This window comes from Cellulomonas soli (genome assembly GCF_013409305.1).
Classification (GTDB): domain Bacteria; phylum Actinomycetota; class Actinomycetes; order Actinomycetales; family Cellulomonadaceae; genus Cellulomonas; species Cellulomonas soli.
The window spans coordinates 1,873,965-1,896,882 of record NZ_JACBZJ010000001.1 but is presented as its reverse complement, the minus strand read 5'-3'; the positions used below and the strand labels follow the sequence as shown (position 1 = coordinate 1,896,882).

Genomic DNA, 22,918 nt, shown 5'->3' with positions numbered 1-22,918 from the left:
CAGCGGCACGCACGCAGGGGGATCGATGAAGGCCAACGCCCGCACACCCGCCGAGATCTTCGGCAACTCGGTGCGCTACGTCGTCCCGCTGTTCCAGCGCCCCTACGTGTGGGAGCGCGACACCCAGTGGGAACCGCTCTGGGAGGACGTGCGCACGCTCGCCGAGCGGGTGCTCGCGGCGCCCGCCGTGGCGTTCGGCCCCGTGCAGGTCTCCCCGCACTTCCTCGGCGCGGTCGTCGTCGACCAGCAGACCGTGCCCACCGGGTTCATCGACGTACGGCATGTGATCGACGGGCAGCAGCGGCTCACCACGCTGCAGCTGCTGCTCGACGCGGTGCAGGGCGTGGTGGCCGAGCACGGCATCGAGCAGGACGCCGCCGGCCTGCACAGCCTCGTGCTCAACAACAGTGCGCTCGTGGGCCGACCGGACGAGGTCTTCAAGGTCTGGCCCACGGACCGCGACCAGACGGCATTTGTCGCGGCCATGCGCCGCACCGCCGACGGGGACGGTCTGGGCGGTGCGCTGATCGTGCACGCGCACCGGTACTTCGCGGCGTCCACGCTGGCGTGGGCGCAGGCCGAAGGCACCGAGCACACGGGCGCACGGCTGCACGCGCTCACGCAGGCGCTCGCTCAGCACCTGCGACTCGTCGTGATCGACCTCGAGCCCGGCGACAACGCCCAGGTGATCTTCGAGACCCTCAACCACCGAGGCAGCCCCCTGCTGGCCGCCGACCTCATCAAGAACCTCGTGTTCCAGGTCGCCGAGCAGCGCCGGCTCGACGTCCTGGACCTGTACCGGCGGCTGTGGCGGGAGTTCGACTCCGACCAATGGCGCCAGCAGCAGACGCAGGGCCGCCGGCTCCGCCCCCGCCTCGACGTCTTCTTCCACCACTGGCTCACCATGCGGCTGGTGCAGGAGGTGCCCACCGACCAGGTGTTCGCCACCTTCCGCGACCGGGTGCTCGCTACGCCCGACGTCGACCTCGTGCCGATCCTCGAGGAGATCGCGCACGACGCGCACGTCTACGCCGACCTCGACGACCTGCCGGACGGCAGCGTGCCCGCGCTCTTCCGGTACCGGGTGGTGCAGACGCTGGACCTGGCCGTCGTCTCCCCCGTGCTGCTCTGGCTCATGCGGCAGAGCCCCGCGGACCTGCCGGTCGCGCAGCGCGACACCGCCCTGCGTGCGTTGGAGAGCTGGCTGGTCCGGCGCGCCCTGGTGCGCGCCACCAGCAAGGACCTCAACAACGTCATCCTGGCCATCCTGCGGGTGCTGCGTGACGCGCCGACCGCCACCGCCGGCGACGTGCTCGTCGCCTACCTCGAGCAGCAGACCTCCGCCTCGCGGGTCTGGCCGGACGACGCCACGCTCACCGGGACGCTGCTCGACGCGCCCGTGTACCGGACGCTGACGCGGCCGCGGATGCGGATGATCCTCGAGGCGCTGGAGGACCACCATCGCGGGCCGCTCGGCGAGGGACTGCCGTGCCCGCGCAACCTCACCATCGAGCACGTCCTGCCACAGGCGTGGCGCGAGCACTGGTCCGCCGTCCTCGACGACGACCCGGACCTGGTCGCCGAGCGCGACGAGCGGCTGCACCAGCTGGGCAACCTCACGCTCGTCAGCGGCCGGCTCAACCCCACGCTCTCGAACCGCCCGTGGCGCGACGACGAAGCGCAGTTGCGCGGCCTCGGCACGACCGGCAAGCGCACCTACCTGCTCGAGCACGCCCAGCTCAAGCTCAGCGCCAGTCTTGTGGCACGGCACGAGCACGCGTGGACGGACGCCGACATCGACAGCCGCACCGCCCTCCTGGTGCACGACGTGCTGCGCATCTGGCCGGGCCCCGCCGAGGGCAGGCACGTCGACCCCGGCGAACGAGTGGAGCCGGAGGAGCAGGAGGCTTCAGCCCCTGACGACGCGCTCGACCTGGGCGCGGCCGCCGAGAACGAGGCTGCATCGGCGGGCGCGGGGCACGTCCGCAACGTGCCGGGCGCGTACGAGGCGTTCGGCGCCTGGCTGAACGAGCAGGGCTCCGACGTGGTGAGCCTGTCGTTCGACCAGGTCGAGGACGTCCTCGGTGCGCCCTTGCCACCGTCAGCGCGGACGTACTCCCAGCACTGGCGCGGGTACGCGGGCTCGGCGCTGTGCCGGGCGATCGTCGACGCCGGCTGGGAGGCCGCAGCCGTCGACACGGTGGCCGAACGCGTCGTCCTCCAGCGGCTGCCCGCGACGGAGCACGACCTGAATGACGAGAACGACCTGCCATCCCACCGCCGCACGCGAGTGACCAGCACGACGCGTGTCGTCGATCTCGTCGACGCAGGACTTCTCCCGGCCGGAACCCGTCTGGTCGGCTGGTTCCACGGCCAGAAGGTCACGGTCGAGTTGACGGTCGACGGACGCCTGCGCGCCGAGGACGGTCACGTGCACCCCTCACCGTCCAGCGCCGCAGTCGCCGTCTGCCACTACCCGGTGAACGGCTGGATCTTCTGGCGAACCGAGGCGGGCGACAGCCTGGCCGACCTGCGGGACGTGCTGGCATGAGCGAGCTGCTGCCCACCGTGCAGGCGGGGTCGATCCGCACGAGCCTCGTGGACTTCCTCACCACGACGTTCGCGCTGGCCGACGCGGACGCGCGCGCGGGCCTCGACCGATTCCTCGCCGACCCCGAGACGGGCATGTTCAAGGGTCCGTACGTGCGGCTGCGGCTGCCGTTCCGGCCGGCCGAACGAGACCCGCGCGAGGTGCTGGAGTGGTACGGCGGGCCGCACCCGTACGGGCACCAGGCCGAGGCGTTCGCGCGACTGGCATCGATCCGGGACGGGGTGGACCGGCGACCGTCGCCGACACTGGTGACCACGGGCACCGGGTCGGGCAAGACGGAAGCGTTCCTCTTCCCGATCCTCGACCACGTGCGGCGGGCACGGCGGCAAGGGGTCCAGGGCACCAAGGCGCTGCTGCTGTACCCGATGAACGCGCTGGCCAACGACCAGGCCCAGCGCCTCGCGCGGATCCTGACCACGCACGCCGAGCTGTCCGGCATCACCGCGGCGCTGTACGTCGGGGAGAAGGGGAAGCCGCGCACGCGCGTCACGGCCGAAGGGCTCATCACCGACCGCGCGGTGATCCGGGACGACCCGCCGGACATCCTGCTCACCAACTACAAGATGCTCGACCAGCTGCTGCTGCGGCAGGAGGACCAGAACCTATGGCGGCGCTCGGCGCTGAGCCTGCAGTACCTGGTACTTGACGAGTTCCACACCTACGACGGTGCGCAAGGCACCGACGTCGCCATGCTGCTGCGCCGCCTCGGGCTGGTGCTGCGCAGCCACTGGCCTGACGACGCACCCGTCAGCGAGGCAGACCGTGCGCGACCCCTGGGCCGCGTCACGCCCGTGGCCACCTCGGCGACGCTCGGGGCGCAGGGCGACCCGGCCGTGATGTGCGCGTTCGCCGAGACAGTGTTCGGCGAACCGTTCGCCGACGACGCCGTGATCACCGAGACCCGTCTGCCGCTCGACGCCTGGGTGGGCGACGCCCGCGAGCGCGCCGCAGCACTGGGCGTCACACCCGTGGACGTCGACGGACGGCGAGCGGCGGAGCTGCGAGCCGCCGTGGACGACCTCGGGCCCGACCCTGCAGGTGCCGACCTGGCGCGGGTCGTGCTGACGCACCTGTACGAAGGGGACGTCGCTGAAGCCGTCGCCCCCTCTGGACAGGCGCCGGCAGCGCTGCTGACACTCACCCGAGCGCACCCGCTGGTCGCGGCGCTCGTCCGCGCGAGCGGTGACGCGGTGGCGCTGGCCGACCTTGCGGCCGAGGTCTCCGCTGCGTCGACGCTCGAGCCGGCAGTGTGGGAGGCGGTCGTCGCGGACGTCGTGGCCATGCTCGGGCACGTGCGCTCGGTCGCGGGGCGCGACGCCGTCTCGACGGAGGTGCACCTGTGGGTGCGCGAGCTGACCCGCATCGACAGGGCGGCGGACGCCCGCACGGAGTTCCGCTGGGGCGACGACGGGCCCGTCGTGGCGGAGTCGGCCACGGACACGCTGCGCCCCGCTTTCCCGGCGGTCTACTGCCGGCACTGCGGGCGGTCGGGGTGGATGGTGCTGCTCAACCCCGTGGGCCGCGGCCTGGCCGGTGACGACGAGACGATCCGCCGGGAGCACAGCACGCGCACGGGCCGCACGCGGGCGCTGCTGCACGCCCCGGCGGAGGCCGACGACGCCGAGCTGCGGGGCAGGCCCGTCGAGGGGCTGCAATGGTTCCACGTGCGCAACCGCGAGCTGCTCGCCGCCCCGCCCGGGGATGACGACGGCGACCTGCGCGACGGATGGGTACTGCCGGTGCTGGCGGTCGGCACGGGCGACGTCGACGCGGACAAGCAGGCCAAGGACGAGGTCTGCCCGTCGTGCGGGCAGATCGACGGCATCCGGTTCCTGGGCTCGGCGATCGCCACGCTGCTCTCGGTGACCCTGTCCACCATGTTCGGCTCGGCGACCCTGGACGCGCGCGAGAAGCGGGCGCTGGTGTTCACCGACTCGGTGCAGGACGCCGCGCACCGTGCGGGCTTCGTGCAGGCGCGCTCGCACACGGTGACATTCCGGGCCGCGGTGCGCGCGGCGGTCGAGGACGGGGCGGTGACCCTCGACGAGCTGGTGAGTCGGCTGCTGGAGCAGGCCGGCGACGACGCGTTCGCCCGTCACCGACTGCTGCCCACCGACCTCGCGGACCGGGAGAGCTTCGCACCGTTCTGGCAGGAGCCCCGGCTGCGGGCAGCGCCCGCCGGTGTGCGCAGGCGGGTCCGGCGCCGGCTCGAGCTCGACACAGCGCTCGAGGTGGGTCTCAGCTCTCGCGTCGGCCGCACGCTGGAGCTCACGGGCTCTCTCGCAGTCGAGGTGCAGGCGGGTTCACCCGCGTACCTTGCTGCCGCCGGGCGCTCGGTGCTCGAGGGGTTCGCGTTCCAGGGCGCGCTCGACGGCAAGGGCGGTGTGCCAGACGACGCGACCCTCGTGGCGTGGGCGCGCGGGCTGCTGGAGCGCATGCGGACGCAAGGCGCGATCGACCACCCGTGGTTCCGCCGGTACCGGCAGGACGACGGCGCGCGCTGGTCGATCTGGGGCGGACGTCCCCGACACGAGGGGATGCCGGCGTTCCCCGCGGGCCGGGCCGCCCCCGGGTACCCGCGCATCGGTCCGACACTCGACAAGCCCACCGGCCTGGAGCCGGTCACGCACGCCCAGTCGTGGTTCGCCCGGTGGAGCGGGCGGGTGCTGGGTGTCACCCCGCGCGACGGCGGCGCGCTCGCCAAGCTGCTGGTCGAACGCCTCGCGCGCGACGGGGTGCTCAGCGAGGAGACGTCGACCACCGGTGCGCGGGTCTACGGCATCCCGCAAGACCGGGTGCTCGTGCTGCCCGCCGCAGCCGAGGACCTGGCTGCGAAGCGCCACCTCCTCGTCTGCGACGTCTGCCAGTCGACCCACCCGGGCAGCACCGGCACGGTCGACCAGCTGGAAGGCCGCCCCTGCTTCTCGGTCCGCTGCCCCGGCACGCTGGGGCGCGCAACGCTGGAGGCGGGCTTCTATCGCCGCTTGTACGCCTCGCCGGACATGCGGCGCATCGTCGCCCGCGAGCACACGAGCCTGCTCACGGACGACGACCGCGCGGCGTACGAGGACGCGTTCAAACAGGCCGAGCAGCAGCCGGGGGACCCGAACGTGCTGGTCGCCACCCCGACGCTCGAGATGGGCATCGACATCGGCGACCTGTCCGCGGTGATGCTCTCGTCGCTGCCGCGCACCGTCGCGTCCTACCTGCAGCGTGTCGGCCGTGCCGGCCGCCTGACCGGCAATGCGCTGGACCTCGCGTTCGTCACCGGCCGCGGCGACCAGCTGCCGCGCCTGGGCGACCCGCTGTCGGTCATCAACGGCGAGGTCCGCCCACCGGCCACCTACCTGCAGGCCGACGAGATCCTGCGCCGCCAGCTCACCGCGCACCTGGCGGACGGCCTCGCGCGCGACACTTCTGTGCCCCAGCCGCGGGCGGCGACCGCCGCCATCGGCTCGGTCGAGCCGGGCACGTACCTGGGCACACTCGTGACCGTCGCCGAACAGGACCCCGACGGGCACGTCGACCGGTTCGTCGCCACGTTCCCCGCCGATCTACCGAAGGACGTCGTCGCTGGGCTGCGCACGTGGCTGCGCCCGACGGACGGGCCGGCGACCAGTCCGTTCGCCGCGCACCTGGCACACGCCAGCGGTCGCTGGCAGCGCACCGTCGAGATGCTCCGGCACCGCCTCACGGCCGTCGACGCGCTGCTGCCCACCCTGGAGGCCGCCGTCGCCCTGCCCGCCGTCACCGAGGACGACAAGCAAGCCCTGCGCTCCGCACGCGCCGCGCGGTCGTTGACGCGCGGCCGGCTCGCCGAGCTCACCGGCGAGTACTGGATCGGTGTGCTCGAGCAGCACGGCGTCTTCCCGAACTACACGCTCATGGACGACGGCGTCACCCTGGACGTCGGGTTCTCCTGGATGGACCCTGACACCCAGCAGTACGAGACGTCGCACGCGGAGTTCCGGCGCGGCGCCGGCCAGGCGATCCGCGAGCTCGCCCCCGGCGCCACGTTCTACGCCAGCGGCTGGGAGATCCGCATCGACGCGGTCGACCTCGGCACCGAGGGCTCGGCCGTCCGACCCTGGCGCCTCTGCCCCACCTGCGGGTATGCCACCGACGTCGGCGAAGACGGTGGCGAGCGGGTCGTCGCCACGTGCCCCCGCTGCGGCGGCACCGGGATCGCCGACACCGGGCAGCGGTACGAGGTCGTCGAGCTCGAGCACGTCACCGCCGAGGTTCGGCGCGACGAGGCTGCGATCACCGACCGCACCGACGTCCGCGAGCGCGCCCGCTTCCAGATCCCCGTTGCTGCGGACATCGACCCCGCACACGTCGTGGACCGCTGGTTCGTCGAGGGCGTCGGCCTCGGCTGCACCTACCTGCGGCGGGTCGACCTCCGTTGGGTCAACATGGGCCTGCCCACGCTGGGCGGGGCCCGGTGGGTCGCCGGCAACGAGCTGCAGGCCGGGCTGTTCCGGGTCTGCGCGGGCTGCGGCAAGCTCGACTCGGACGCGGGGACGAACAAGCCGCACGAGCACCGGCCGTGGTGCCCGCACCGGAAGGCCGCCGAAGAGCACGTGCGGACCGTCGCGCTCACCCGGACCCTGCAGACGCAAGGCCTGCTGCTGCGGCTGCCGTACAGCGTGACCATCGGCGACACGTTCGCCGTCCCCAGCCTGGCCGCGGCGCTGCTGCTCGGCTTGCGCGAGCACATCGGCGGGCACCCTGACCACCTCGCAGTCCACGTGGTCAAGGACCCCGACGCCACGGACGGCAGCGACGTCCACGACGCCGTGCTCGTGCACGATGTCGTGCCCGGCGGCACCGGGTACCTTGCGGAGCTGGCCGACCCCGAGCACCTGCACCGCCTGCTGAGCGTCGCATGGCAGACCGTGCGCGACTGCGAGTGCCGGTTCGAGAACCGCCTCGCCTGCCACCGGTGCCTTCTGCCGTTCGCCTTGTCCGGCCACGTGCAGAAGGTCTCGCGAGCGTCTGCCGAACGGCATCTGCAGCGCCTGCTCGCGGTGCCGGACGGAGGGACCGCAGACCCGTCCGCCTGGCCGATCACCCGAGACGCACCGACCCAGACAGCGACCGGCGACTCCGTCCTTGAGCAGGAGCTGTACCGCCGCCTCCTCGAGCGGCTGGGCCCCAAGGGCCTCGGGCTCAAGATCACCGAGGTGCCCGGGCCCCGAGGTAACGCTGCCCGGCTGACCGGCGGTGGACGGGAGTGGGTGCTCGCGCCGCAGGTCGACATCCTCGGCAGCCGCCCGGACTTCGTGCTGTCGACCGCGGGCGTGCCGCAGACTGCGATCTTCGCCGACGGGCGGGCGTACCACGCGAGCGCCGCACACAACCGGCTGGCCGACGACAGCGCCAAGCGGGAACGCCTCCGTCTTGCCGGGCATCGGGTCGTCGCCGTCACGGCGGGCGACCTCGCCACCGCGGGTCCCCCGACGCCCGACTGGTACACCGCCGAGACCACCTCGCGACTGATCGCGGCCTCGTCCACGCAGGCCTCGATGTCCGCCTACCAGGACCTCGGCCGCAGCGTGATCGACCAGATCGTCGCCTGGGTCGCCGACCCCTCGGCAGCCGACCGCCGCCAGGTGGCCCGCGGCGTCCCGTACTACCTGCTCGGCGGAACCGGCCCGGGGACCGGTGTCGTGCCCACGCCACCCGACATCGACCTCACCCAGGTGGCTGTCGACGCACTGACCGACGCGCCGCCTCCCACCGAACCGAGCGCACGCTTCGTCTTCGTCACCCGGAAGGGTGCGCTGGCGTGCGCCGTCGAACACGCCGACGCGGTCACGCGAGTCGCCGTGGTGCTCGACGACCGCGCCGAAGCCATCGACGAAGCCCATGCCGACAGCTGGCGCCGGTGGCTCCAGCTGTCCAACGCCCTCGACCTGCGGGACTGGCCGACGACGATCACGACCGTCACCGCCTGGCAGGCGGCGCAGGCCACAACCGGCACCGTCGTCCCGGTCGAGGAGCCGGCCCCACCCGCGACCGACGACCTCCCGGAGGAGTGGCGTGCCGCAGGCGAGCTCGCGACGCCCGTCGAACGCAGCGTCCTCGCGCAGCTCGCCAGGCAGCACGTTCCGGTGCCGGTCGTGGGCGCCGAGGGACCTGACGGCATCGTGCTCGACGTGGCATGGCCGCACGCCCACGTCACCTTGGCCGTCAACCCCATGAGCGAGGAGGACCGCATCGATCTCCGCGCCGCAGGGTGGCAAGTCCTCGACCCACGCGACATCGCCGCCGTCGTCGCTGCCATCGGCAGTCCAACCCGAGAGGCAGGCGCGTAATGCCCACGCTCGTCATGGCAGGCAAGACACCGAACAAGATCACCGACGGCACGCTGAAGAAGAAGGCGTGGACGTTCCTGGAGAAGCTCCAGGAGGACGACACGACCGTCGGCCTCCACATCGAACCGATCAATGGCTCCGCCGACCCTCGCGTGCGGACGGGCCGCGTCGACGAGTTCTGGCGGGCCGTGCTGTTCAAGCTCTCCGGCCACGGCGAGACGCACTACGTCTTCCACGGCATCTGGCCGCACGACGACGCGATCACAGTCGCCAAGAGGGTCACTCTCAAGCAGAACCCGATCAACGGCATGCCGGTCATCGAAGAGCTCGACGTCCCGGTACCGGCGCCCTCACCTGCCGCCGCCTTCGTCGAGGCCCCACCTCGACCACCCGTGGCGGAGCCCCCCAGCCTGCCCCGGCTGCCCGCCCTCGGCTACTCGCGCGCCGATCTGGTCGATCGGCTCGGAGTGCCCACCGCGATCGCGGAGGCCGCACTCACCGTGCTCACCGAGGACGAGCTGCTCGCACTCGCGATGCAGCACGAGGGCTGGATCGGGCTGGTCCTCATCGACCTCGGCGCGGGCGACTCGGTCGACAGCATCATCGAACGCCTCGATCTGACACCAAGCCCGTCCACCGGCAATGCCGACGAAGACCTGGTGCGAGCTCTGCGCCGCCCGGCCGCGCGGACCGAGTTCGCGTTCATCGAGGGCCAGGACGCGCTGCGGCAGGTCATCGAAGCCGACGACTTCGAGGCGTGGCGCGTCTTCTTGCACCCCGAGCAGCGACGCTACGTCGACCAGCGGACCAGCGGACCGTTCCGCGTGTCCGGCGGCGCCGGCACGGGCAAGACCGTGGTGCTCGTCCACCGCGCGTGCGCACTGGCGGCTCGAGACCCTCGTGCCCGCATCGTCCTGACCACGTACACCACCAACCTCGCAGAAGCCCTCCGCGATCAGGTGCGGCGCCTCGACCCGAGAGTCCCTCTCGTCGCGCTCGGAGAAGCCGGGATTCACGTCACCGGGGTCGATGCCCTCGCCAGCGCCGTGGTGCGCCGGGCGCCCGGACCTGCGCTCGACGCAGCGCAGGTCGTCGTGCTGGGCGAGACACGGTCCCAGCCGAACCAGCGCATCCCGCACGCACGGTGGCGAGCGGTTCTCGATCACGTGAGCACCACGCTGCCCTCCACGGTCGCGCACGAGAGCTTCCTGCAGGACGAGTACGCACTCGTCGTCCTCCCGTCCTCGGTACGAACGCTGGAGGAGTACCTCCGGATCCGCCGCACGGGTCGCGGTGTGGCTCTCGACCGATCCGCGCGCACGGAGGTGTGGCGACTCGTGCAGGAGTACCGCACTCTGGCGCGCCTCGACGGGTCGCTCGACTTCGCCGAGGCAGGCGTGGTCGCATCCGCCTACCTGCAGGGCACCGACGAGCACCCGGGCGAGCACCTGGCCGACCACGTCCTCGTCGACGAGGGTCAGGATCTGAGCCCCGCTCACTGGAAGCTCCTGCGCGCGCTGGCAGCGCCCGGCCCGGACGACCTGTTCATCGCCGAGGACTCCCACCAGCGCATCTACGGCCACCGCACACCGCTCAAGAGACTGGGCGTAAGCATCGTCGGACGCTCGCGTCGACTCACCCTCAACTACCGCACCACGGCACAGAACCTGCGATGGGCCCTCGCGCAGCTCGACGGTTCGGAATGGGTGGACCTCGAGGGCGAGGTCGAGCAGACCGGGTACCGCTCGGCACGCACCGGGCCGGCACCCGAGGTCCTCCGCGCCACCACCTTGACCCAGGAGCTTGAGCTCGTCGCCGAGCACGTGGCCGGGTGGCTCCGGAACTCCGTGAGCGCCGAGACAATCGCAGTCCTCGTCCCTGACCGTCAGCAGCGAGATCGCACTGCCCAGGCACTGGCCGACCGGGGGATCGGAGCCTTTGCCGTCGATCGGGAACGCCCTCCCGCCGGCAAGGTCGCCGTGATGACACGTCACCGCGCCAAGGGGACCGAGTTCTCCAGGGTGGTCCTCACCGATGTCGGCTGGACCGCGCCGTGGGACGCCCAGCGCCTCGCAACGCTGGCCGACAGTGAACGTGTGGACGCGGAGCAGCGGGATCGCTCGGTGCTGTACGTGGCCGCCACCAGGGCGCGTGACGAGCTGGTGATCGTCACCAGGTCGTGAGCAGCACCACCGCTGACCGACCGGCCGCTCGCCAGCCGGCAGGGTGAAAACCACCGGTTCGCCATCGCAGAGCGGGTCACGATGACAGGCTCGCTCGGGCAGCAGCCATGCCGGAGACGACGAGGAATGGGGCCACCTTGCGGTCGCTTGACTACACCCCGAACGGACACTCGAGCTTCACCTGTCGACTCGAGTCGGGGATCGGCTTCGTGCTGACCGTCCACGCCGGGTTGGCCAGCGAGGAACCCGAGGTCACGGGCGACCAACGGCTGACTGACAACCCGGCACTTGTGGAGAACGTCCTGGCTTTCGGGAAGCACGAGGCCGAGCACAGGCGTCTGCGCAACGAGGAACGTCGGGCGAGCCATCGCAAGCAGGCTGCCGTCCACCGCAAGACGGCGATCGAGATCGCGGGGTTGCTCGACGGCCTCACGTCAGACACGACGGCGGGCCGGTGGTGCTCGGGCTGTCTCGGACAGACCGATCACCAGCGGGTACGCGTGCGCGGACGCACCGTGCCCACGTACATCTGCACGGGCTGCGGTTCACCCACCTCACCGTGCCTCGTGCCCCGCTGTCCCCACTTCGCCAACCGTGAGCTGCGCGACATCGCCCTGCCTCGCTACTGCGCCGAGCACCGCCAGGAGATCCCCTCCTTCGCGAAGCTGGACGCGCGCCTGGCCGACATCAGCGAGTACGCCCAGTGGCTCACCTTCGACAAGCACAACGCGGCGCGCACGACCCGGTTGGCCACGGTCGCCATGACGGCGGCCGTTGTGGTCGCGCCGATGGCCTTCGTCGCCGCACCCGCGATCGGCGGCGTCGTAGGGTCGCTGACGGGGCTGTCCGGAGCTGCGGCGACCAGTCACGGCCTCGCGCTCCTGGGTGGCGGCTCCCTGGCTGCGGGCGGGCTCGGGATGGCCGGCGGCACCACGGTCGTGACCGCGATGGGCGCGTCACTCGGCGGAGCCCTCGGGGCGGCAGTCACGTCCGCGTACACGAGCACCGACAAGTCGTTCCGCATCGAGCTGCTGCGCCCGGGGACCGGCACACCCGTGCTCGTCGCGAACGGCTTCCTCACCGAGACCACGGACGGTTGGGGCGGGTGGCGCCGCATCGTCGACGACCGCTACCCCGACGCACCGGTCTATCGCGTGCACTGGGGAGCGAAGGAGCTCGGTGACATCACCGCCCTGCTCGCCGTGGGCGCCACCAAGCAGGCGACGACCAATGCGGCCAAGGTCGTGGCCAAGAAGGCATCCAAGTCGGCGAAGATCCCGGGTCTGGCCCCGCTCCTGTTTGCCGCCGACATCGCAACGAATCCGTGGACGGTCGCGAAAGCGCGCGCAGGAATGACAGGTGCCGCACTCGCCGGCATCATCGCTCGCACCGACACGCCGCAGTTCGTCCTGATCGGCCACAGCCTCGGAGCACGCGTCATGGCGACGGCGGCGCAGACGCTCGGCACGGTCCACGGTGCTCCCCGGATCGAGTCCGTACACCTGCTCGGGGCTGCGATCAGCGTCAGCAAGGACTGGCGGGTGCTGAGCGATGCCGTCAGCGGGCGGGTCTGGAACTACCACTCGAGCAACGACCCGGTGCTGGCGTACCTGTACCGCACCGCCGAGCTGGGCAAGACAGCCGTCGGCCTCGGCGGATTCCACTCGTCCCAACCTCAGCTTCGCGACCGCGACGTGTCGAAGTCGGTCACGGCGCACAGCGCCTACCTGGAGCGGATCAGCCTCGCTCGATAGCGCAGCGCGGGTGCCCGGTCATGACGCCCCCGGCTCCCTCGGCACGACTGGCAACGTGTAGTACGCCCCTCGCCGCGACCCGTGCATCGCCAGCCGCCCCTCGCTCGCGAGCCGTCTCAGGACGTTTGACGCCTGAGCGGGCGTCAGGGAGCACAGGTCGGCGGCCTCCGCCCTCGTGATGCGCTCGTGCGCGTCGGCGTATGCCAGAACCATGTTCTCGACCTGAAGCTCAGTGAAGCCGTGCGCCCGCACGTACGCCGCCCTGTCGCCCAGAGCCCGATAGACCGGCGCGGACAGGTGGTACCGGCTCCCTCTTCCTGAGCCTCGCTGGTCGACGAGCCCGCGCGAGGCCATCCTTCCCAGCGCCGCACGTGTCTCAGCCTCCGACTTCTGCAGGAACGGCGCGGCGTCGGCGATGCTCAGGCTTCCCCCTTGGCGCAGCCGAGCGAGCACCTGGAGGTCGGCGAGCAGGAAGGGCACGCCCTCGGCGCGCTCGCGCTCGAAGACGAACCGCGCCAGTTCGACGTCAGCACGACCGAGCGCAAAGACGGCAACCACGGACGCGCTGCTGCTGCGGGAGAAGTCAGGCGCAGCACGGCCGAGCCGGATCGTCTCGGCAACCATGCGGTTGATGCCGCGCCCGGATCGCTCAACGAGGCCCGCGCGCTTGAACGCATCTGCGAGCAGCGGGCTGCGGGGCCGGTTCTCGCGCAGGAAGTTGTCCAGGGTGATCCCCTCAGGAAAGCCGCCAGGGCTGCTGACAGTTAGAGCGTCGTCGTCGAGCTGGATGTGGACCGCTCCGAGCCGGGTGTAGTCGCGGTGCACCAGCGCGTTCGCGACGACCTCGCGAATCGCGATCGGCGAGATGAGCGGGACGGCGAGCCGGATCAGGCCCGCATCGATCTCTTCCTCCCGGTTGACGATGCTGACTCGCTCGTAGAGGTCCTCGGCCGCCGCGAGCAGAGGTGCGCGCGACTGGAGGTTCGTCCGCACGGCCGTGCCCTCCAGGACTTGGAAGAGCACCTCGTGACTCGGAGCGAACTCCGCGATGGAGTCTTGTCGACCGAAGAGCAGCATGGCGCCCAGCAGCACCGCGCCGCCGGGTCCGAGCACGCCCAGGGCACGAGCGATCTCGTGGTCCTCGAGAGTCGCGAGGGTGGCATCGCCTCCGGACCTGCTCATCGCCCGCATGCGCTCGAACTCGAGGGGGTCGAGGTCGTCCAGCGTCGCACCCTTCAGCACCACGCGTGCGTGGTCGGCCTGGCCGACCTCGACGGCGCGGGAGTACATCTCGTGGAACGCGTAGGGCACGCATTCGGGACGACCATCGGTCCGCATAGCGCGGCGCGTGTACACGCCGCCGTTCGTGCCGACCGGCGTCGCGGACGACTCCACCTCGATGGCCAGCACCGTCAGGCCGTCGACATCGACGGCGGTGACCGCAGTACTGAGCGGCGGGACCGTCAGGTTGCTGATCAGTGCTTGCATGAGTGGTGCTCGCGTCACCGCTCCGTGTCTCGGCGCCACCCCGGTGACCGTGCCGTCGTCCTCGACGCCCACGAGCACGGCCCCGCCGTCGCCGTTCGCCATGCAGGCGACCGCCTCGACCAACTGGGCGTCCGAGAGTCGCTTGCGGTCGGACTTGAACTCGACGCCCAGCGCCTCACCCGCAAGCGCCAGGCGGCGCACGTCATTTGCATCCACGGACCCACGATATGCGAGCGATCGCATATCCGACACGGATATCGCATAAGTTATGCGCGCTACGTCGTCGGCGGCGTCGTCACAGCCCCAACCGCTCCAGGCACCAGTCCCACCGCAGCCGCTCCTGCTCCAGCCGCACACCCCCGTGGTCGGCCAGCAGCGCAACCACCGCGAGCTCCTCCCCCGTGAGCCGACCCAGCACCGCCTGCCCGTCGGTCGGGTCGGGCGTCCACAGGTGCCGGTGGTCGAGCAGGGTCTCGGCATCCATCAGCACCGACCGGACGTCAGGGCAGTGCGCACGCAACCGGTCGAGGATCGCGAACCCGTCCCGGTCCAGGTCACCCCAGTAGTCGACCGGCCGCTCACGAATCCACCCGATCTCGCCGAGGCGGTCGACGGCGTAGCCGGAGCCGTGCACCGCGATCACCCCCGAGGCATCCGGCAGGGCGAGCAGGCTCTGCAGGTTTTCGACGACGAGCACCCGTGCGCCCGCCACGGCGAGCCCGGCCAACTCACGTGCGGGCGCCGCGAGGTCGCGCAACCCACCGGGGGCGAGCGCGGCGTCGAGGAACCGGACCCGCACCAGCGACGGCGGGTCGAGCAACCCGAGCCCGGGCCGCCCTGTCATGGCGGTGACCAGGCCGATCAGCAGCGACCGGTGCGCCTCCGCCCACTTGGTACTGACACCCTCCACCGGGATCTGTCGCAGGTACAGGCCCGAGTCGGGGTGCTCCACGAGCCAGGTCACCACCGCGTGCAGCCGGTGCAGGTCGATCTCGTCGACCTGGTGGATCGTGCGGGCGTGCCGACGCAGCACGGGCCGCACCGCGTCACCCCACCGGTCGAGCATGTCCGCGCAGCGCGTCGAGAGCCTCGTCCAGTGGGATGAGGTGCCGGCGAACCGTGCGAGGTCCGCGGGCGTGCGCAGCGTGAGCCGCTCGGGCACCTTCTGTTGGCCGAGGCTGGCCCACTGGCGCGTGCCCCACACGACACCGGGCACCCCGCGCCACCAGCCGACCCAGTCGACGGCTGCGGCCTGGTCAGCAAGCGCGGCCCGTTCACTGGGCGGGTGCAACGGCAGGTCCAGCAACGGACCGTCCTCCGCCGCCGAGCCCGTGGCCCACGTCGCCGCTCGCCGCTCGTAGAGGGCGGCGGCCCGGTGCCGCGCCTCAGCGACCGCGACGGGTGCGGGAGCCATCAGACCTCCCCGGCCCGCGCGACGTCACGCGCGTCCTCGACTGTGACGAGCCCGACGCGGGAGGCCCGGAAGTCGGTGCAGGTCGCCAGGCCCACCGCACCGACGTAGTCCTCCAAGGTCTGCAGGAGCTTGAGCGGGGTCGCCAACACCATGTGGAACCCGAACTCGACGAACACGTCCATCGCCATCCGCGTGAACGTGGCGTCGGCCTTGTCGAACGCCTCGTCGAGGATCACCGTGCCGAACCGTGGCCGGTCCTCACCCTCGTCGGTGAGCTGGTAGCGCAAGGCCGCCGCCAGGCAGAACACCACGAGCTTCTGCCGCTGCCCGCCTGACAGTCCCGCGCTGGAGTCGTGCACATTGACCGTGACGCCCTCGGTGTCCACCTCGATACCGGTGAAGCGCACGTGCCGACGCGTGTCCAGGCACGCGGTGCGCCAGGTGCGGTCGGCCGTCTCGGACGAGCCGAGCCGGCGCATCACCCGCGCCATGACGTCGAACTTCCGTTCTGCCGCTGCCCGGTCCTGCTCGGCCCAGGAGCCGCTGGTGATCTCCTTGAGGTCGGTCAGGAAGTCCTGCACCGCCTGGCTGCGGTTCTCGTCGACCTTGATCTGCAGGAACCGACCCCGGTCGAACGGCGACCGGAGCAGGGAGTCGTTGATCGGCACGATCTTGTCCCGGATCTCCCCCGGGGCACGCCGGATCACCGCAGCGAGCTGGGCGATGTTGCGCTGCGACTGCGTCTCGAGCAGACCGAAGAACCGCTCCTCGAAGTCGGGCAGCCGGTCGGTCTCCAACCGGGCGAGCACCTGCAGGTACCCGGCACGGTCCTCGACGCCGTCCGTGAGGTCGCCGGTGAGCGCCGGCCACTCGTGCCGGACGGCCGCCTGCAGGCTGGTGATGTGCTGCGCCGACTCGGAGGCGCGGCGTGTCGCCGATTCCCGTTCGCTCTGCAGCCGCGACTGCACGGTGCGCGAGAGCCGATCGACGATGTCGTGACGCACCGACCGCTGCACGGCGTAGAAGCGCTGCTCGAGTTCGGCATGGTGCGCCAGCGGAACGGGTTCGACGCTGCGTTGCTCCCGTTCGCGGATGGTGCGGTCTACGGCGGCCAGTTCCTGCCGCGCCTCGGTGTGCGCCGTCTGCTCACCGCGGGCCAACTCTCGGGCCTCAGCGGCGGCGACCTCGGCCGTGTCCGCGTGCGCCTGTGCGGCCCGCAGGTCGGCACTTCCGGCGAGCAGCGCGGCGTACGCGGTCCTGGCACGCGCCTCGTCGGCCGCGGCCTGTTCGACATCGAGCTCAGACCACTCGACGTCGTCGAGGACACGGAGCGCGGAGAGCCGGTCGCGACCCCTGTCGGCGACGTCGCTGGCGGCCTCGATCCGCGTCTCGGCCTGCTCCAGCGCGCTCGCCGCGGCCCGGCGACGCTCGAGGAGCAGATCCACCTTGTCCGCGTTGTCGAACCCGAGCACCCAACGGCCGCGGTCGTCGACGGCGAACCGGTCGTCCTTCTCGTGCCGACGAGCCCCCCGCTTGACCAGACCCGCCCGCGTGACACCGCGGTCCAGGCCGGCCAGGTCGGACTCGTCGGCCACGCACGGGTAGTCGTACTGCCGGCTGAGCGTCTCCTCGACCCACGCACGAGACGGTCCGTCCTTGACCTGCACCCGGTGGACGAGCGACCCCGGGTCGCCCACGAGCCGCGGCGGCTCCACCCGCGCCGGCACGATCTCCAGCACGAGCCGCGACCGCAGGTGGTGCGAGTTCACGGCGCGCAGCACCGTCTCCCGGTGCACGGCCGGCACCAGCATCACGGTCGCGAGCGGCCGCAGGACGCGCTCGATCGGCCCCTGCCACTCGGCGGCGTGCTCGGGCCGCACCTGCACCAGCTCACCGACGAACGGCAACAGGTCGGGCGCCAGGCCCGTGGCGCGGCTGACGACGGTGCGCGCCTCGAGGAGGGATGCGTCGAGGTTCGACTGCGCGCGCCGGAGGGCGACGAGCTCCCGGTCGATGCCATCGAGCGCCTGGCGGGCATCCGTCGCCGCGGAGTACAGCGCGTGCAGCTGCACGCGGTGCTCGGCGCGAGCCCGGTCGTGGTCCTCGCGCTCCCGCTGAGCGGTGCCCCGCAGCTCGGTGAACTCCGCGAAGGTCGTCGGCGCCGCGACCCCCACCTCGGCGAGGCGCCCCCCGATCTGCACACGGCGCCGGCGTGCCGCCTCGAGCGCGGCCTGCGCCCGCTCGAGCGACGCCCGGTGCAGCGCGAGCGCCTGGCCACCGCTCTGGAGGACGACCAGCTGGGCGCTGCGCGCCTCCTGCTCGGCGACCTCCACGGCGCGCTGGGCGCTCTCCCACCGATGCCGTGCCTGCTCCTCGGTATCCGCCAGCGCGGTGCGCTCGGTGCGGGCCAGCTCCAGCAGCCAGGCGTCGGTGAAGGCAGGTAGCGACTCCAGGAGGGCACCGCGCGCCCGGGCCTCGTCCTGCGCCTCGTCGTACCCGCCGGCCAGGGCGCGCAGTGGTGCGAGCCGGTCGATCTGCCGCCGGGCGGTCACGACGTGCGCGTGTGCGGAGGCGAGCTCGGTGAACTGCTCAACCGCGGTCTCGGCGTGCGCGAACGTCGCCGGCTCGTCGAGCATGAACCCCCGGAACAAGTCGTCCAGCGACCCGAGGTTCTTCGCCGACTGCGTCCGGTGCAGCAGCTGCAGCGCGTTGTCGCCGCCGATGCCGAGCGTGCGGCAGAACCGCGCCGCGAACACCGAGTGCCGGTCCGTGACGATCGCGTCCGGCCAGGCAGCCTTGATCGCCCGGGTCTGCAGGCCGTCACGTGCATAGGGCTGCAGGTCGAGCAGGTCCAGCGAACCGGTCAGCATCACGTGCAGCTCGGTCGGGTTCGTGTTCTCACCGGCCCGAAGGTGGAAGAGCTTGACCAGGGTCACCGGCGCCCCGTCAGGCGTACCGTCACCGAACCGCAGCGCGATCCCGCTCCAGGTCGCGCCCGTGCGGAGGTGGTCGCTGACGACCTCCCCGGTGGTCTCGTCGGTCTGCCGGCGCCACGCGCCCCGCACGTAGGCGGCGACGGTCCGGTCAGAACGGCGAGCCCCCACATCGGCGGCGGCGGCATTGAACCGGACCTTCGCCGGCGGGGTCAGCACCGCGGTGACGGCATCGACGAGCGAGGACTTGCCCGACCCGGAGTGGCCCGTTAGCAGGAAGCCCCGCCGCGCGACGTCCACGACGTGGTGATCGCCGAACGTGCCCCAGTTGACCAGCTCGACGCGGCCGAGCCGCCACTGCCCGGGGTGCACCGGGTCCGTCGGCGTGCTCGACGGTTCACTGCGCTGCTGCACATCGGTCTCCGCGCTCACTCGGCACCTCCGTCGTCCTCGGTCGCTGACGAACCCGCGGCCCCGGCCACGTCGAGCGGTGAGTTCACGATTCCGTGACCACCGAGCCGCGCGTACTCCGCGCGTACGGCCGCGATCTGGTCCGGTCCGAACACCAACCGCAGCACCGGGGACACCTCGAACCGCCCCTCGGTGCTGGTCGGGGCCAGGATGCCGTACCGCTTGAGCTTCTCCCAGGACGCGTTGACCCGCTTTGCGAAGCCGGCCGGGTCCGCGTCGCCCGGCGGGCGGTAGACGGCGAGGTGATCCTGCACCTCGTCCTGCCCGACGATCGCACGCTCACCGGCGCTGGCAGTCAGCAGCTGCTGGCGCAGGTGGAGCAGCATCGCGGTGTCCATGAACGTCAACGGAGCCGTGCGGACCACCCGGGGTGCGTCGACCTCGTCCACGTCGACGTTGCGGACGAACGCGATCTGCTCGTCGAGGTCGACGATGAGCTCGAGGTACAGGTCTGCCAGGCGTGCGCGCACGGCCGGCTCGTCCCGCTGCAGCGCACCCCACAGCTGCGCGTGACGGGCGGCGGACAGGTACGGTCCGCGCAGCAGCTGCACCAGCGCCCGCCGCGACCCGGCCAGCAGGGTCCCCGCGTCGCCGGGCCACAGCCGGGTCACGTCGTCCGTTCGGCCGTCCGTCCCGTCGGGCATTGTCGGCGGCCACGCCGCCCCCGGCTCGTCGGCCTGCTCGAGCTCGTCGATGGTCACGGCACCCCCACGGTGAACAGCATGCGCGGAACCCGCCCCGCCCGGGCGACGCCCGTCGGCGAGAACCAGGTGAGCGGCTCGGTCCCCTCGAGCCCGGTGGCATGCTCCTGCGCGAGGAGCAGCAGCCCGACCACCCCGGCGAGCCCTTGGGTCGGTGGGACGTCCGCCACGATCTCGGCGATGGTCGCCGCACCCCGCCGGGCGATCGTCTCGTTGACCGCCGCACGCAGCTCCGCGAGGTCGATCTCGGACGCGCGGGCCTCCTCGACGAGTGCCGCCCAGTCGACGTCCGCCCCCTCCTGCGAGTGCACGTCCGAGGCGGTGCGGTGGTCGGCCGGGTTGTGCAGCGCGAGGGCGGTGACCGGGTCGATCGTCACCGACGACAACGCCAGCTCCACCTGGAGCCGAGCGAATGGTGGCACCATGCCGGCCAGCGCAACGGCCTCGCGCTGGGCCTCGCGCAGCAGTCGTTGCACCTCGCGGTGCTCGATCAGCTCGTCGGTCTGCACGAATCGGCGCAGGCTCCGCGAGAACGCGGTCATCACGTCGTGGATCTCGCCTCCGGCGTCCTGAAGGGTCGGCAGCAGCCGGCGCAACGTGCGGATCTGCCGGTCCGTGAGCGCGCGGGCCACGTCGCGGCCGAGCACCGAGTCGACGTCGTCCTCGACGGAGGCGACCTGCTCCGTGTCGAGGATCAGCGCGTAGAACCCGTGGAAGCTGCGCCCGGCGTCCGACTCGGCCAGGTGGTCAACCCCGCGGAACACGTCGTCGAGGACGGTGCCGCGCGAGCCGACGTCCTCGACGAGGCGTGCGCGCAGCGACCGGTTGATGTGCTCCATCTCGGCCCGGACCCGCGCGAAGTCGGCCGGCAGCTCTTCTGCGAGCGACAGCAGGTCACGGGCCTGCTCGGCCGCCTGGTCGACGGGCAGCACGTCGTACCGCCCGGAGGCGACGCGTTCGATCTCGGCATCGATCCGCGCGCGCTGCGCCTGGAGTGCCGCGAGGCGTGAGGCCGCTCGCGGATCGGTCGCGACCGCGAGCTCGTGCAGACGCTCCAGGATGGTCGTCAGCCGGGACTCGGTCACCGAGGAGCGAGGTTCGAGTAACTGCGTGACGAACCGGATGGCGACGAGTGCGCCGTCCGAGAGCTCGTAGGTCTCCTCGCGCGTGCCCTCGACCGCACGACGTACCAGGACGCCGTCGGCCCGCCACGCGTCGCAGTACACGCGGGCGGCGCTCGGCAGCTCGAACCCGTTCTCGCGGAGCGAGATCAGGTCGTCATCAATCCGCTCGAACAGGTCGGGAGCGGCGCGCCGACGCACGTCCCCGGCCAGGTGCTCCCCGAGCAGCGCGATTGCCGCCGCCGCGTGCCTCGAGCGCAGCAGCCCCCAGGCGGGGCTCTCGACCGTCATGCGGTCGGCCGCGAGCGCGGTGCGCAGCGTGCTCATGGAACCGACCGTAGCGAGACGCTCCGACGCCCACCCCTACTTCGCGGACATCACACCCAACTTCACACTTCACTTGGCAGGTGCGACGCTGGCCTGCCTCGGCCGCAGGTCCGCGCCTCGCCCGCCCGGCGGAACCCGACCTGTTGAGCGACCTACTCACGAGGGCCGCCGAGGCACTCCAGCGTCAGGGCGAGGCGACCACCGGGGACCTCATGGGCCAGACCGGACCCGCACCCGGCTCGTAGCATCGCCACGTGCCTCCCCGCTCCCCGCTGCCCGCGCGCCACGGCCTGGCCGCCGCGTGGCTGCGCACCCCGGACCGAGACCCGTCCGGGGTGCACCCGTGGCCGACGATGGGCACCTGGCTGCGCGACCGCCTCCCCGACGGCGTCGACGTCCCCGGGATGCTGGCGCAGCAACGGTTCGTCGACGAGTCCGGCCACCCGGTACGCGAGGACGACCCCTACACGCCCCACACGTTCGTCTGGTTCCACCGCGACCTTCGCGACGAGCCGCACGTGCCCGGCACGATCCACGTGGTGCACCGCGACGAGCGGCTCGTGGTGGTCGACAAGCCGGCGTTCCTCTCCTCGATCCCCCGCGGTCGGCACGTCACGCAGAGCGTCGTCGTCCGGCTGCGCGACGAGCTCGGCCTGCCGGAGCTGTCCCCGCTGCACCGGCTGGACCGGATCACCTCCGGCCTGCTGATGCTCGCCACCGAGCGGCGGTGGCGCGCGCCCTACCAGTCGGTCTTCGAGCACCGGGCGATGCACAAGACGTACTGGGCGCTCGCACCCCTGAGCCCCGACCTGACACTGCCGACCGTCGTCCGCAACCACATCCACAAAGAACGCGGGCAGCTGCGGGCGCAGGTCGTGCCGGGTGCGCCGGTCAACGCCGAGACGCGCATCGAGCTGGAGTCGCAGGTCGGCGAGCACGGCATCTACCGCCTGACGCCCCGCACGGGCCGCACCCACCAGCTACGCCTGCACCTGCTCGGCCTGGGCATCCCGATCGTCGACGACCCGCTCTACCCGGACGTGCACGACGTCCCCGTGGACGACTTCAGCCACCCGCTGCAGCTCCTCGCCGGCGAGCTCGCGTTCACCGACCCCCTCGACGACGAGCCGCGCCGCTTCCGCAGCGTCCGCCGCCTGCCGCTCGCGGCCGGCTCCTGACCCTCCACCTGGTCAGGTCGTCGCGTTCCGCCGACTCATCGGCGGTGCTCACAGCGGTATTGCCTCGACCACGGCCCGCTCGATGACCCGGGACCGGGACCTGGCATCGACGATGTCCACCCGGTCCCCGAGGATGTCCTCAAGCGCCTGCTCCCGACCGACAAGCTCGAAGAGCCCCATGTCCTGCGGCAGAGTCGCGAGAAGGTCAAGGTCCGAGCCCTGGTGGTCCTCGCCGCGGGCGACGGACCCGAACACCCGGATGTCCGAGAGCCCGGCCCGGAGCGCGAGGTCGAGGACCGCGCCGCGATGACGCTCAAGCTCCTCCGAGGGCCTTGACATCGGGATCCACCTCCTCCGGTCGCTCGGGACGACCCTATTGCCTGCACCCGCCGCCCAACCCCCGGGCGGGCAGTTCGC

Annotated in this window: 11 protein-coding genes; 5 read left to right on the top strand and 6 right to left on the bottom strand. The window is 71.9% G+C overall.

Going from position 1 to position 22,918, the window contains the following annotated elements; translation table 11 throughout:
* Positions 1-25: 25 nt before the first annotated feature.
* The 4 genes from BKA22_RS08805 to BKA22_RS20145 all read left to right on the top strand — a co-directional run bounded on the left by BKA22_RS08805 (position 26) and on the right by BKA22_RS20145 (position 12,868).
* A complete protein-coding gene (locus BKA22_RS08805; RefSeq protein ID WP_146953238.1) occupies positions 26-2,551 on the top strand; it encodes a GmrSD restriction endonuclease domain-containing protein in 2,526 nt (841 codons plus the stop codon).
* Entirely contained in the window at positions 2,548-8,931 is a 6,384-nt protein-coding gene (locus BKA22_RS08800) for a DEAD/DEAH box helicase (protein WP_146953239.1), read from the top strand. The genes BKA22_RS08805 and BKA22_RS08800 overlap by 4 nt, the downstream gene beginning before the upstream one ends.
* A gap of 14 nt (positions 8,932-8,945) precedes the next feature.
* Positions 8,946-11,114, top strand: coding sequence for a UvrD-helicase domain-containing protein (locus BKA22_RS08795; protein ID WP_218866596.1), 2,169 nt, complete (start codon positions 8,946-8,948; stop codon positions 11,112-11,114).
* Positions 11,115-11,680: 566 nt separating this feature from the next.
* Entirely contained in the window at positions 11,681-12,868 is a 1,188-nt protein-coding gene (locus tag BKA22_RS20145; RefSeq protein ID WP_218866592.1) for a DUF726 domain-containing protein, read from the top strand.
* 18 nt (positions 12,869-12,886) lie between these two features.
* Here the strand turns inward: BKA22_RS20145 and BKA22_RS08785 are convergent, their stop codons facing one another.
* The 5 genes from BKA22_RS08785 to BKA22_RS08765 form a co-directional block, all read right to left on the bottom strand.
* Complete coding sequence (locus BKA22_RS08785; protein WP_179561711.1) at positions 12,887-14,557, bottom strand: DNA glycosylase AlkZ-like family protein; 1,671 nt, start codon at positions 14,555-14,557, stop codon at positions 12,887-12,889.
* Positions 14,558-14,651: 94 nt separating this feature from the next.
* The gene (locus tag BKA22_RS08780) at positions 14,652-15,770 is read right to left on the bottom strand and encodes a Wadjet anti-phage system protein JetD domain-containing protein (RefSeq protein WP_146953243.1); all 1,119 of its coding nucleotides are present in this window, start codon (positions 15,768-15,770) and stop codon (positions 14,652-14,654) included.
* The gene (locus BKA22_RS20335; RefSeq protein ID WP_146953244.1) at positions 15,770-19,135 is read right to left on the bottom strand and encodes an ATP-binding protein; all 3,366 of its coding nucleotides are present in this window, start codon (positions 19,133-19,135) and stop codon (positions 15,770-15,772) included. Before BKA22_RS20335 ends, BKA22_RS08780 begins: the two co-directional genes overlap by 1 nt.
* Complete coding sequence (locus BKA22_RS08770; RefSeq protein ID WP_223203609.1) at positions 19,132-19,875, bottom strand: DUF4194 domain-containing protein; 744 nt, start codon at positions 19,873-19,875, stop codon at positions 19,132-19,134. Before BKA22_RS08770 ends, BKA22_RS20335 begins: the two co-directional genes overlap by 4 nt.
* Positions 19,872-21,323 carry a DUF3375 domain-containing protein gene (locus tag BKA22_RS08765; protein ID WP_146953245.1) on the bottom strand — a complete coding sequence of 484 codons (1,452 nt, stop codon included), beginning with the start codon at positions 21,321-21,323 and terminating at the stop codon, positions 19,872-19,874. The genes BKA22_RS08770 and BKA22_RS08765 overlap by 4 nt, the downstream gene beginning before the upstream one ends.
* Before the next feature lie 254 nt (positions 21,324-21,577).
* Here BKA22_RS08765 and BKA22_RS08760 point away from each other — a divergent pair, with 254 nt between their 5' ends.
* A complete protein-coding gene (locus BKA22_RS08760) occupies positions 21,578-22,501 on the top strand; it encodes a pseudouridine synthase (protein ID WP_146953247.1) in 924 nt (307 codons plus the stop codon).
* A gap of 48 nt (positions 22,502-22,549) precedes the next feature.
* Here the strand turns inward: BKA22_RS08760 and BKA22_RS08755 are convergent, their stop codons facing one another.
* Positions 22,550-22,840, bottom strand: coding sequence for a nucleotidyltransferase family protein (locus tag BKA22_RS08755; protein ID WP_179561710.1), 291 nt, complete (start codon positions 22,838-22,840; stop codon positions 22,550-22,552).
* Between the last annotated feature and the right edge of the window lie 78 nt (positions 22,841-22,918).

What these genes read in the sequence shown, in the direction of transcription:
- BKA22_RS08805 (WP_146953238.1), top strand. Translation starts at nt 26, where the DNA reads ATGAAGGCCAACGCCCGCACACCCGCCGAGATCTTCGGCAACTCGGTG.
- BKA22_RS08800 (WP_146953239.1), top strand. Translation starts at nt 2,548, where the DNA reads ATGAGCGAGCTGCTGCCCACCGTGCAGGCGGGGTCGATCCGCACGAGC.
- BKA22_RS08795 (WP_218866596.1), top strand. Translation starts at nt 8,946, where the DNA reads ATGGCAGGCAAGACACCGAACAAGATCACCGACGGCACGCTGAAGAAG.
- BKA22_RS08780 (WP_146953243.1), bottom strand. Translation starts at nt 15,770, where the DNA reads ATGGCTCCCGCACCCGTCGCGGTCGCTGAGGCGCGGCACCGGGCCGCC.
- BKA22_RS08765 (WP_146953245.1), bottom strand. Translation starts at nt 21,323, where the DNA reads ATGAGCACGCTGCGCACCGCGCTCGCGGCCGACCGCATGACGGTCGAG.
- BKA22_RS08755 (WP_179561710.1), bottom strand. Translation starts at nt 22,840, where the DNA reads ATGTCAAGGCCCTCGGAGGAGCTTGAGCGTCATCGCGGCGCGGTCCTC.